Genomic DNA, 11,803 nt, shown 5'->3' on the forward strand with positions numbered 1-11,803 from the left:
TCAAAACAACTTGTTTGGTATGCCCCCAACTTACCCAGAGGCGGGATCCCTCCGGAGAAAGGTAGTGGCAGCGGCGTAAAATGGAGCTGGCAAGCGGAGGAGAAGCAAAAAGTGATCAAACCCCACTCTGCCCATCTGTTGACCCCCGACTTCCGCCTCAGCTTGGCAGTGCTGGCTTTGGCGGTGCCGCTGTTGTGGCTCTCGTTTTGGCTAGGGTTGGGAGTGGGGTTGTTTGGCCTGTTTTTGCTGGTACAGACCTGTCTGATCGGGCTGGCCTTTACCCGCACGGCGCTGCAGGTCTACAGCGGCTCCCGGCGCATCCGCGAGTTCCCCTACAGCGAGTGGCAGGACTGGCAGATCTTCTGGCGGCCGGTGCCGATTTTGTTTTTCTTCCGAGAAAGCCGGAGCATTCACTTTTTGCCGATGCTCTTCAACCCGGTCGAGCTGCGCATCTGCCTGGAGGAGCGGCTAGGCCACCTGCACGCCCGACGGCAGGGATCCCCTTTCCACCCATCAGGCCGATGAGCGGTTCCGGGGGCTGGGTTTGGCAAGAGGCAGGGAGATGGCGTTGGCTGCAGTGTCAACTGCTGGCGGGGTGGCCCCATGCTTTTGGCTGTCGTCAAGCTTCCCCCTATCAACCAGCCGATATGGCCGACCAGTTGCAACTCCTCCCAGAACGAGCTGCGTGGGGCCACCAGGTGCATGGCTGTCGCTGGACGTGGGCGGATGCAGTTGTCTTCTCCCAGGGGAGGGCTTCAGGTTCTCACGTCGGGGAAGGGAGTTTCGCCCGTCCCGAAGCAGATGCCGTGATCGCCCGTCGCCCAGGGGACTCGGCCTGGGTTTGCACTGCCGACTGTGTGCCCATTTTGGTGGCCAGCCCCCACTGGGTGGCCGCAGTTCACGCCGGCTGGAGGGGGACGGCTGCCGGTATCCTGACTAAGGTGCTGCAGGCCTTTCTCCAGGGGGGGATCCCTGCCAGCCAAATCCGCATTGCCCTGGGGCCGGCCATCTCCGGGCCAGCCTACCAGGTTTCTCAGGAAGTGGCCGAGCAGGTGCTGCAGTCGCTGCCTTCAGGGGTAGACCCACAACCTGCCCTCTGGCCAGATCCTCTGCCGGGTAAGGTGCGCCTGGATCTGCGCTGGATCAACCGCGCCCAGGCCGAAGCTCAGGGGATCCCGCCGGAGCACATCGCCATCAGTCCTCATTGCACCTTTGGCCAGCCTCAGGATTTCTTTTCCTATCGCCGCGAGGGGGCCTTAGAGGATGACCAGGGCCGTCGTTGCGTGCAGTGGTCGGCGATTGGCCTGCCAAAGGCGGCTTTTGACAAATCCTAGCTGCCAAAAATAGCAGCTATAATTGCCCTCAAAACTCAACCCTATCTCGCGGGGGAGGGATCCCATGCTTTGCCGGCTTGCCCTTCGGGGGTTGGTTTGGGTGGCTTTGTCTTTCCCTTTTGCCTTTGTCGGAGAAGCCCCTGCCCAGACCTCTCTGACGGGCATCAACCGCGACAACGTACTGCAACTGAACATCGGGCCCGGACGCCGCCTGGCTCCAGGGCCCGCAAAGGGTTCCGGCTCCGAGCAAGGCCAGGATCCCACCGTTCCCTCGGCGCTGATGTGGGCAGAGTGGCATATCCGCGCCAATGTTTGTACCGGCAACCTATCTGCCGAAGAATTGGCGGAGCTGTTTCCCTTGGTCAACCAAGAGTTAGTAGATGCCGTTTGTCAAGGGGGAAGTTAGCCAGCTTGCCCAGGCAAGCGGTAAGGTGAAAAGAAAGCTCTCAGGTTGCTGCTGCATGGATTTTGAGAAGCTCTTGGAGGAATGGGTGGCAGCCTTCACCCAGGCGGCGGAAGAAAGCCTCACCGCTTTGGAAGCCGCCCTGACGGAGTTGGCGGAACACCTGGCCGCGCCTCTCCAAGAAACCCTTCGGCAGTGGGAAGCCTTCTGGAGCCTGGAGGAGGAGCCGCAGCCCGGTTCAGAGCTCGATGAGGAAACGTTCAACCCTGCTGGGGGGGAGTCCTTCAGCACCAGCCGTTTCTTCGTCAGCCCACTGGGGTTCGGGGGTGTAGTTGTTTATACTTATGTCGCTTCGCCGCCTGGCTGGATTGGGGATCCCACCTGTCGCTACAATGCCCTTTCCCCGGAGTTGCGCTGTGCCGTCAACCCCTATGGCCCCTGTGAAGGCTGCCCCCACTATGAGCCGCGAGAGCGGAGCCCTTCGCGTTAGCCGGCCTGAGGGCTTTCGCCATGCAGGGTAGCCGCCTCATTGTTGCTCTAGATACCGCTTCTTGGGAGCAGGCCCTGAAGTGGGTGGATCGCCTGCCCCAGGTGCTGTGGTGGAAGGTGGGCCTGGAGCTGTTTACGGCTGTTGGCCCTCAGATTTTGCAGGCCCTTAAGGAACGGGGCAAGCGCATTTTTCTCGATTTAAAGCTGCACGACATTCCCCACACAGTGGGGCGGGCCGCTCAGGTGGCCGTTGGTTATGGGGTGGATCTGCTCACCGTTCATGCCGCTGGCGGCAGTGCCATGTTGCGGGCAGCAGTGGCCGCCACCCAGGGCAGTTCTTGCCGGCTGTTGGCAGTTACTCTTCTCACCAGCCTTGGCCCCGACCAGGTGCGGCAGGAGTTGGGCGTTGAACGAGATCCCGGCGACTATGTGTTGCAGTTGGCGCGGCTAGCTCTGGATCAAGGCGTGAGCGGGCTGGTCTGCTCCCCCCAGGAAGTGGGACGGCTACGGCAGGCTTTGGGGCCGGAGGTGCTGCTGGTAACCCCAGGGATCCGCCTTGGGGATCCAGAAGCGGAGGACGACCAGCGGCGGGTCTGCACCCCCGCGGCAGCGCTGCGGGCGGGGGCCGATTATTTGGTGGTGGGCCGCCCCATCACGGCGGCTGCGGATCCCGTTTCGGCCTGGCAACGCTTTCAAGCTGTAGAGGAAGCGATCGGCTGAGGATTGGGGCAATGCCGTTCCTAGGCTGGTGTAGCCGGCGAAGAAGACAAGCGGGCGGGTATCTTTTCCCCCACCCCGCCCGAGGGGGGTGGCGGATAGGTTTGTCGGCGGCTTTGGGGTTGTGCTGCCTTACTGCCACAGCAGCCAGAGGAGAAGTTTGTGCTGCCGATCCGCAAACCTGGGCTGAAGCCCTGACAGAGCAGTTGCCCTTGTTTCTCAATTTGGCCTTGAGCCGCGCCCGCTCAGACTTTCAGGTGGTGTTGGTGGGCCGGCCAGAGGCCGAACTCCTCTCTGCCGAGGAGCTGGCCCAGCTTCTGCCGGATAGCCCAGCCGCCTCGGCTTCCCAAGGCTTTCGCTTGTATTTCACCACGCTGGAGCGCCGCTTGGTTCTGCCCCAGCAGCCCGAGCGGGAGGATAACCCCCTAGCCGGTCGGCGCAGCGAAACCCTGCAACTGGCTTATGAAGCTTATGTGCTGCGGGCTACACCTGGGGATCCCTGGCAACTGGTGCGCCTGCAGGTTACCGGCGCCGGTGTTCCTGTCCGCGACGTCACCGAAGGACTGACCGCCCAAGCCATTCGTCGCTGGCAGGAGGCTGGGTGTCCCTTGACGGGCGATCTAGAGTTGACTAGGCCTACCCTATGAAGTTTCCCCCCGCCATGCCTCCTCAGGGCAAACGGCTGTCTCGTCCCTCTTTTCCTCAACTGAGCCTGTCCAGGGCGGACAAACGTCGGCACCACCGCCCAGACGGGCTCAGTTGGGTGAGCCACTGGCTGCTGTGGGGAGGGATGGGGTTGCTGCTGGGTCAGCGGCTCCGCTTTGTGGGGCAACCGGCTCAGATGCTGTGGTGGCGCGCTGTGCCCATCAGTGGCCCTGAGGGATCCCTGCCCCCTGTCCAAGCGGAACTGCCTCTCTACCATTCAATTGCAAACGGGCTACTGCCCTGGCTGGCTGAGGGAACCGGGATCCCCCCCGAAGGGATCCTGCGAGCTGTCTCGGCCCTGGCCTGCCTGGTAATCCTGCTGTTGTGCTGGAGCTGGGGCAATTTCTGGAGCGCTGGCCTGTGGGGACTCAGCCCCTGGGTGCTGACCCAGGGTTTGGAGCCGGGCAACGAGATCTTGGCCAGCCTGGTCTTGTTGGTCAGCAGCGGTGTTGGACCGGGATCCCGCCTGCGCTGGGGGGGTTTGGCGCTGGCCTGTGCCTTGAGCTACAAAGTTTGGCTCTTGGCCCTGCTCTGGGGGGCGCTATGGACTAGCCAACACTGGCCGCGGCAGCGGTTGCAAGGGCTACTCTGGCTGCTGCTGGTGATTGGCCTCTCCTGGTTGCTGCGGGTCGAGCTGCCCGCCGATCCCTTCACCGGGACAGAGCGCTTTCCTACGGCGACGGTGTCCTATTCGCTCACCAGCCAAAGCGGCCTGGCTGTTCTGGCCACCTTGATGTTGCCCTTGGGGCTGGCCTTGGTGCGGCTGGGTTGGCCCTGGGCGGAACGCCAACAAACCCTGCTCAGCTTGGCTGGTTTGGGCCATGTCCTGTGGATGGGGGTGCTAGCAGCTTGGCTTTGGGATCCCCAGATGAACCTGTTGCAGCAAAGCGCCCGTTGGGGCCTAGTGGCCCTGCCCTTTTTGTGCCTGAGTGCCGGTGGCGTCTTGGCGGAGATCCCCTGCCGGGGCTGGCGACAGTTTTTGGGATCCCTGCTCTTAGCCAGCTCGTTCTTGTTATCGTGGCAAGCGTTGGCCTGAGTTCTTCTCCTGCCTTGAAGATTCGGATGCGGCCCCTCTTAGAGACCCTGTTCGCCCGGCGGGCCCAGGCGGTGATCCCGCCTCCTGTTGGCGCGGAGATCGCTGGGGCGGTGCCGGTAGTAACCAGTTTTACCTTTGGCCTGGCGGATCCGCGGTTGTTTCCCAAGGCCGACCTGGCGCGGGCGACAGCGGAGGTGTTGGCGGAAGATGGGGATGCTGCCCTCAATTACGGCGGCACCTTTGCCGGGTTGATCGAGGTGGTGCAGCAGTTGATGCGGGCCAGAGGGGTGGAGGCGCAGCCGGAAAACCTCTTGATCGGCTATGGCTCTGGGCAGATCCTTGGCCTCTTGCCCCAGGTCTTTGTGGAGCCGGGGGATGTGGTGATCGTGGAGGGGCCCACCTTCATGGGGGCGGTCAGCCGTTTTGCGGCGGCAGGGGCGCGTCTGATCTCGATCCCGGTGGATGGGGAGGGCATGGTGGTGGATCGCCTGGAAGAGGTGTTGCGCGAGCTAGCCCGCCAAGGGATCCCACCCCGCTTTATCTACACCATTCCCACCTTTCACAACCCTAGGGGCTGCACCCTCTCTTGGCCGCGGCGGCAGAAGCTGCTGCAGTTGGCGGCTGAATACAGCGTGGTGGTGGTGGAGGACGAGGCCTACTACGACCTGCGCTTTGTCGGGGATCCCTTGCCCAGTTTGGCCGCGCTGGATAAAGAGGGCTGGGTTCTGCACGTGGGCACCTTTTCCAAGATTGTGGCGCCGGGGGTGCGGGTGGGCTGGGCCTGTGGCCATCCCGAGATCATCCGCCGCTTGGAGATGTTTCGCAGCGAGGGATCCCTGGGGCCTTTTTTGGGCCGGGTGGTGGCCCGATACTGCGGGGAAGGCCGCCTAGAGAGCCACATTCAGCTTTTGATCCGCCGTTACCGAGAAAAGTGCCACCTGATGTTGGAGGCCATCGCTCAATGTTTTCCCCCTGAAGTCAAGGTGGAGGCCCCTGGGGGTGGATTCTTTATCTGGTGCGAGCTGCCCCCTCCCCTGAGTGCCAACACCTTGCTGTAGGCCACCCGAGCGCTGGGGGTAACTTTCTTGCCGGGTACCCACTGCTTTGCTGATGGCCAAGGGGATCACGCCCTGCGCCTCGCCTTCAGCTACCAACCGGAAGAGCGCATCCTCAGCGGCATCCAGATCCTCGGAGAGCAACTGTACAAACTCATGGGCCAACGATCAATATAGGAAAAAGAATCTGCTAGGGCAGCCACAAAGCGGCTCTTAACCTTCGGGGATTAGTAGGTTGGTCGCTCCAAATTGCGTTGAAACCGTTTGCCTTGATCCCCAGCTCCTTTTGTCCTTCGGGAGAGAAGTTGGGGGTGAGGGGAAAGTAAGAGGAATCGAGACAAGCTATTTCGCTGCTCTTCGGAGCAGCCATATTTGAATGGATGCAGCAGCGCTGCAAGCTCTTTGCTGTGCCGGCAGAGGAACTCTTAAAAACCTGCCACTTGCCGTCTGGGACGTCGCCCCAGCACGTTGAGGATGAAAACTCCCGCCACACCCAAACAGAGGAGCAGCGCCACCGGATTATGCACTATCGATGAGACTAAAATAGTCGTCCCTGTTAAAACCAAGGCTATGAAAAAGGTGACCACTCTCGTCATAGATCGCCCCAGGCCGCTTAGAAAAGGAAAGATGCTGAGCATCGTATGAAGGGGGACGAAGAAAGAGTCGGCCCCGATCCACATCATCAAGAATCCCACAAAGCGCAGGATCCAAGTCAGGGCATTGTGTTCGGCAGCAAGACGCTCAATGGCTGCAAATCGATCGCTGGCAAATAGCCGATAAAATCGAATGCTGCGCGGCCCCAGGTAGCTCTCTAGGCTGTTAGGGGTGGCCAAACGACCAAAGACAGTTACTTGAGTTCCGCTGTACAAGGCAGTGTACGAAGTTCGCATATCGCCAATTTGTGGATTGGCCAGGGTTCCCCGCCCCTTGAAAACATAAGAGCCTTCCACCCTAGCTGGGATCCCCAGGATCAACGTTTGGGGCTCCAGAGGAACAGCGTAGGGAGTTTCGATCTGCAAATCTTGCATTCCAATTCGGTAATTCCCAATTTGAGCCTGGCTGACTCGAAAGAGTTGGCTGGAAAAAGCCATCGGTGGGTTGACGTGCTCACTGCTGCGATAAAACCGGCTTGAATCTTCGGGGTTTTCCGTCCAGACTTTGGTGTAAGTATAGATTGTCTCTCTGACTTCCGATCCGCCAAACTCCTCTTGAGTGCGAGTTTCTTTTTCCTCTTCCCAAGCATACATTTCCGCCTTGCGCCTGACGGCAATATACGGCCCTGGCCGCAGGAAGAGATTATCGCCCAAAAGCTCATTGCTGGTAATTGGGCCTGTGAGCGATACTAAGCTTCCAAGAGGCGCAGAGGGCGAGCCCAATGGACTGATTTCAATGGCCCCAGTTGCCACTTGGGCAAGGTTGACCCGCCCCTCATTCCAAAACAAAAGCCAGAACGATCCCAAAAATAAAATCAATCCAACAAACACTGATACAAAAGAACTGGCCAGCCGCGAGCCAAACCCAACCCGCTCTACCTGTCTATAACGCTCAGCCATAGCCCTGTCCCCAGCGATGACTTCAGTCTAGCACAGCCCCTTCTATTTATCCATGAAATCTAGCCGTTTTATAGAATTATAGAATTCAGAGCAAGTTTTTAACTTTTCCAAACTTATGTCTATTCCAGAAGTAGATTGCACCTCGTACAGGTTATGAGAACCCTATTTTTCAGCTAAGAATTGATTAAGCAATGTCCCCCCTTACAGCCTTGACCAGGCGCCGGAAAAACTGCCCCACGCCCTTCACCAGATGGGGTGCCGATTCTGGGCGAGGCGGGATCCCTGCCATTAGGGTGTAGTAGTCATCCAAAAGGTCGTGCTCTTCCGGAGAAACGGCGTTGTCGGCCATCATCAGGTTGCCGATTGCCCCCAGAAGTTGTAGGCGCTCGGTTTCGGTGGCCTGGGCGAGATAATCGGCCATCCAGCGCTCCGTTTGCGCCATCGGAATGGGCTCTTGGATCAGCTCTCGCAGCTCGGCATCGTGCTCCAAACCATAGCGGCGCAGCAGGGATCTCAGATAGGCCAACTCCTGCGGCTCTAGGTGCCCATCGGCCCAGGCGGAGCCGGCCACAATTTTGAGGATGAGCCGATGTTGGGTTGTCGGGTTCATGGCGGGATCCCTTGTCGCTAGAGGTGCCGCTGGCGGTCGGGGTTCTGGGGCCCTGAGCGAGCTGGGAAGGGGCTGGCCAGGGGCAGTCTCACTCGGCGAGGCCGCAGGCGCGTTTTAACCAGGCGGCATCTTGTTCTGACAAGGTGGCGTGGTGAATGGCGTAGACCTGGCGGTGATACTCCTCAAGCCAAGCCCGCTGTGCCTCGTCCAAGAGATCCCAATCGATCAGCCGCCTATCGAAAGGGATCCAAGTCAGGGAGCGAAAGCCCATCCAGCCCTCTGGCTCCGGAATTGCAATCACTTCGTAGAGGTTCTCTAGGCGAATTCCACCCCAGCCCGGCTGGTAGTAGCCCGGCTCGATACTGGTGATCATGCCTACCTTGAGGGGGGTGCTGGCGCGGCGGTGGATCCCGTTGGGCCCCTCGTGGACGTTCAAAAAGGCGCCGACACCGTGGCCGGTACCGTGGCCGTAGTCCAGCCCCGCTTGCCAAAGGCTGGAACGGGCAATGCCATCCAAGGAGACGCCGTAGGTATCGGGGGGGAAGATCTGACGGGCGCAGTGAATGTGGGCTTTGAGCACCTCGGTGTAGCGCCGCCGGCACAGGGGATCCGCCGGTTGCGGGCCAATCCAGAGGGTGCGGGTAGCGTCGGTCGTGCCCCCCAGGTAGTGGGATCCGGAATCCAACAGAAACAACTCGCCTGTCTGCAAGAACTTCTGGGGATCGGGGGTGCCGTAGTGGACGATGGAGCTGTTGGCGCCGGCCCCAGCAATGGTGTTGAAGCTCAGGCCCACCCAATCCCCTTCCTCGCGGTAGTGGGCCTCCATAACAGCGGCCACATCGGCTTCGCTGATGGGGATCCCTGCTTGGATTTGCCGGTCAATCCAGGCCAGGGTGCGGATCTTGGCCCGGCTGGCTTTGCGGTTGGCCAGGCGCATCTGCTCCAGCTCGGTGGGGTTTTTGACCGCCTTGAGGAGATCCACGGGGTGATCCAACTCGCGACAGGTTGCCCCCCGCAGCAGCTCTTGCGTGCCCTGGGTAGTCTGCTTGGGATCTACTCCCACTGGCCCGTAGCGCTCGGCCCACTGGGGCAGTTGTTCCCGGTAGGCCTCGTAGGGCCAGAGCTCTACCCCTGCCTCAGCCAGCACTTGCTTTGCGGAGGGAGTGAGGCGCTCCAGATCAGTAAACAGGGCAACCCTCTCCAGGGCAACTAGCGCATAGGCGCGGAAGACCGGGTTGTAGGGAATGTCGGAGCCGCGCAGGTTAAACAGCCAAGCTACCTGATCCAGTTTGGTTAGGGGCAACAGTCCCACCCGCTTGCGGCGCATCTCCTGGCGCACCTGGGCCAGCTTGTCGCTGGGGGGGGCTCCGCAGAGCTGGGCAGGGACAGGGTAGATGGGTTGCTCCAAGAGGGCTTGGCTAGATTCCTTGGCCAGCTTGTCCAGTGGGTTTTCGCTAACCGGCACCAGCAGCACTCCTCCGGCTTGGGCGTGGGCTTGCAACTGGCGGTAGGTGGCCACCGACACCGTAAAAGGATCCACCCCCAGGCGAAAGCCGGATCCCAGCTCTTCCACGATCTCCATCAGGCTGGGCTGATCCGGCAGGCCGCCTTTGATCACCGTAAACAGGTTGGGATCCACCTCCCGCTCCGCCTGCTCGTGGTAGCGGGGATCCACCCACAGCCAGGCGCGGTCTTGGCTGATTAGGGCATCGCCCACCGAGCCGGTAAAGCCCGTGATCCACTGCCGCCGCTTGCGATATTCCAGCAAATACTCATTGAGGTGCTCATCAGCCGAGGGCACCCAAAAGCCATCGAGATTTTGTTCCTGCAAAAGCTGGCGCAACTGCTGCAAACGAGTGGCAATATCCAGGCGGGGCAGGGTTTGGAGCATGGTGGGGATGAGAGGGAGATCTGGGCCGATGACCTTAGAGACCAATATAGTTCTCTTTACCTTGGGAAAGCAGATGGGAAGAGAGGAACCGGCTACCTAGGCCGCTGGTCAACTGCGAAGCAGTAGCCAAGGGCTTCTGCGTTATTGCTAGGCGACGCGGTTGCGAACGCACCGCTCTAACTCCCCTCTCCCTCTGGGAGAGGGGTTGGGGGTGAGGGCTGAGATTCGGGAAAGCCGGCCTCTCGCCAAGCGCGGATCCCGCCGTCCATGGAGATCACGCGGCGGTAGCCCATCTTTTGCAGGTTATCGGCTGCCAGCGCCGAACGAAAGCCGCCGCCACAATAGAGGACAATCTCGGCTTCTTTGTCTGGGATCACCTTCTCGATGTCCCGCTCGATAATGCCTTTGCTGAGGTGAATGGCGCCGACGATGTGGCCGGCCTGCCACTCCGACTCTTCCCGCACGTCGACCAAATAAAAGGGATCCCCTTGCAGTTGTTTCTGCCTGACTTGCTCGACTGTCAGCTCTTGGATGCGGCTTTTGGCCTCGTTGACCAAAGCTAAGAAAGCAGGGGAGTGGTGGGACGCCATGCACACCTCGCCGAGAACCCAGCTCCCAGGATAAACCCAGGCCCACTCCATTGAGGCAACGCCAAACCTCAAAACCTCGATCCTCAGCAAGCTAAACTAAAGAAAGGCAGATTTGCCGCCGGAGGCCCCCAGTTTGAGCTTCCAATCCACCCTTTCCCAACTGCTTGGGTTCCTTGCTCTGACTTTGAGCTGGGGGATCCCTTTGCCCAGCAAGGCAGCGGCCCAGGCTGCCCCCTTGCCTCTGGAAAGCGGGATCCAAAAACAGGTCTCCGCCCCGGCACCGGCTCCCTTGGTGAAGTGGCTGCAAGAGCAAATAGAGGCCGCCAACCGGCGGGATCTGGAGGAGGTGATGGCCGGCTATAGCCCCGACTTCCGCCACCGCGACGGCCTGGATCGGCAGGGGGTGGAAAGGGCCATTCGCAAGCTGTGGGAGGCCCATCCCCAGCTGACCTACGCAGCGGAAATTCTCTCTTGGCGGCGGCTAGGCCCTGAGATCGTGGCCGAGATCGCCAGCCAAGTGCAGGGATCCCAATCTTCAGCGCGGGGGGAGTTTCAGGTGCAGGCCTCTGCCCTGGTGCGCAACCGCTACCGCCCGAATGCGGCCAAGCCGGAGCAACTGCTGTTGGTGGAGCAGGAAGTGCTGCGGGAGGCCAGCACCCTCACCTCCGGCTCGGCGCCCCCCACCGTCACCTTCAGGTTGCCGGAGGTGGTCAAGCCGGGATCCCCCTACTCGCTGCAGGCCATTGTGGCCGAGCCCCTCGCCCAATCTTTGCTGTTGGGCGCCGTCGAGGAGCAGCCCGTGGCTGCGGCCGGCTACTTAGATCTAACTTCGTTTGCCCTTGAACCTCTGCAGGCGGGCGGGCTCTTCCTGCAGGCAGATGCGCCGCCAGAAGCTGGCGCCCGCTGGCTCTCGGTGATGCTAGTCAACCAGAGTGGCCTTGTTGTCGAAAGCCGGCGCCTCGTCATTCAACCCTGAGGGATCGACAGCCCTTAAGGACTCTTGACCTGGGTAGTTGTTGAGATCTTTTGGGCGAAGCTGAGATTTGAGAGGTCTGGAAGCCCTCGGAAGATTTCTGCTCGACTCCAAGCCCCGGCGGTCGTCGAAAACTTGCAGAAAAACTATCCGCTCTCCCCCACCACCCAGGCAAAACAGGCGGTCCAGGAGAGAGCGGTCTAGCGGGCCTTCAACTGGAACCTGACTGCCGGGAGGAACTCCAAGCGAGCCAGAACGCGAAGACTCCTCAGCAAGCTAAGGATCTGAGTTCAGGCCGTTAGAGAACAGCCCCGGCGCACAGCCGGCTGAACCCAACTTGACGACCCTTACAACAACTACTATCTGGCATCCGCTGGAACCTCCCTTACTCAACGACATCCTGAGGCTAGCACAAATCTTTACCAAGGTGGCGGGCCGGATCCCTTC

General features: G+C 60.6%; 14 protein-coding genes. 10 read left to right on the plus strand and 4 right to left on the minus strand.

The genetic code is table 11. The features are described 5' to 3' along the window. The first annotated feature begins 111 nt into the window (after window positions 1-111). From GG26_RS00995 to GG26_RS01035, 9 genes are all read left to right on the plus strand, one after another. Entirely contained in the window at window positions 112-525 is a 414-nt protein-coding gene (locus GG26_RS00995) for a DUF3119 family protein (protein WP_011430547.1), read from the plus strand. Next, complete coding sequence (pgeF, locus tag GG26_RS01000; RefSeq protein ID WP_011430546.1) at window positions 522-1,334, plus strand: peptidoglycan editing factor PgeF; 813 nt, start codon at window positions 522-524, stop codon at window positions 1,332-1,334. Before GG26_RS00995 ends, pgeF begins: the two co-directional genes overlap by 4 nt. A 64-nt stretch (window positions 1,335-1,398) precedes the next feature. Then, window positions 1,399-1,740, plus strand: a complete 342-nt coding sequence (locus GG26_RS01005; RefSeq protein ID WP_011430545.1) for a hypothetical protein — start codon at window positions 1,399-1,401, stop codon at window positions 1,738-1,740. A gap of 55 nt (window positions 1,741-1,795) precedes the next feature. Continuing rightward, the gene (locus GG26_RS01010; RefSeq protein ID WP_240527863.1) at window positions 1,796-2,227 is read left to right on the plus strand and encodes a DUF6464 family protein; all 432 of its coding nucleotides are present in this window, start codon (window positions 1,796-1,798) and stop codon (window positions 2,225-2,227) included. A 20-nt stretch (window positions 2,228-2,247) separates the two neighbouring features. Next, window positions 2,248-2,946, plus strand: coding sequence for an orotidine-5'-phosphate decarboxylase (pyrF, locus tag GG26_RS01015; protein ID WP_011430543.1), 699 nt, complete (start codon window positions 2,248-2,250; stop codon window positions 2,944-2,946). 101 nt (window positions 2,947-3,047) lie between these two features. After that, the gene (locus tag GG26_RS01020) at window positions 3,048-3,590 is read left to right on the plus strand and encodes a hypothetical protein (RefSeq protein WP_187147154.1); all 543 of its coding nucleotides are present in this window, start codon (window positions 3,048-3,050) and stop codon (window positions 3,588-3,590) included. Beyond that, window positions 3,587-4,684 carry a hypothetical protein gene (locus GG26_RS01025; RefSeq protein WP_228375226.1) on the plus strand — a complete coding sequence of 366 codons (1,098 nt, stop codon included), beginning with the start codon at window positions 3,587-3,589 and terminating at the stop codon, window positions 4,682-4,684. Before GG26_RS01020 ends, GG26_RS01025 begins: the two co-directional genes overlap by 4 nt. 26 nt (window positions 4,685-4,710) lie before the next feature. Next, window positions 4,711-5,742, plus strand: a complete 1,032-nt coding sequence (locus GG26_RS01030) for a PLP-dependent aminotransferase family protein (protein ID WP_414388473.1) — start codon at window positions 4,711-4,713, stop codon at window positions 5,740-5,742. A gap of 27 nt (window positions 5,743-5,769) precedes the next feature. Then, complete coding sequence (locus tag GG26_RS01035; RefSeq protein ID WP_206336951.1) at window positions 5,770-5,916, plus strand: hypothetical protein; 147 nt, start codon at window positions 5,770-5,772, stop codon at window positions 5,914-5,916. A 248-nt stretch (window positions 5,917-6,164) separates the two neighbouring features. On the opposite strand, the gene GG26_RS01040 is transcribed toward GG26_RS01035, so the two are convergent. The 4 genes from GG26_RS01040 to GG26_RS01055 form a co-directional block, all read right to left on the minus strand. After that, a complete protein-coding gene (locus tag GG26_RS01040) occupies window positions 6,165-7,292 on the minus strand; it encodes a TMEM43 family protein (protein ID WP_414388475.1) in 1,128 nt (375 codons plus the stop codon). A gap of 184 nt (window positions 7,293-7,476) precedes the next feature. Next, window positions 7,477-7,902 (minus strand): TerB family tellurite resistance protein, encoded by a 426-nt coding sequence (locus tag GG26_RS01045; protein WP_011430539.1) that lies wholly within the window; start codon window positions 7,900-7,902, stop codon window positions 7,477-7,479. An 88-nt stretch (window positions 7,903-7,990) separates the two neighbouring features. After that, a complete protein-coding gene (locus GG26_RS01050; protein ID WP_240527865.1) occupies window positions 7,991-9,838 on the minus strand; it encodes an aminopeptidase P family protein in 1,848 nt (615 codons plus the stop codon). A 131-nt stretch (window positions 9,839-9,969) separates the two neighbouring features. Continuing rightward, a complete protein-coding gene (locus tag GG26_RS01055; protein ID WP_414366866.1) occupies window positions 9,970-10,383 on the minus strand; it encodes a rhodanese-like domain-containing protein in 414 nt (137 codons plus the stop codon). A 202-nt stretch (window positions 10,384-10,585) separates the two neighbouring features. On the opposite strand from GG26_RS01055, the gene GG26_RS01060 reads away from it, so the two are divergent. Continuing rightward, window positions 10,586-11,359, plus strand: a complete 774-nt coding sequence (locus tag GG26_RS01060) for a nuclear transport factor 2 family protein (protein WP_240527866.1) — start codon at window positions 10,586-10,588, stop codon at window positions 11,357-11,359. Window positions 11,360-11,803: the final 444 nt, after the last annotated feature.

Origin of the sequence: Synechococcus sp. 'PEA 65AY6A-5F PE A', assembly GCF_047462575.1 — a bacterium.
GTDB lineage: Bacteria > Cyanobacteriota > Cyanobacteriia > Thermostichales > Thermostichaceae > Thermostichus.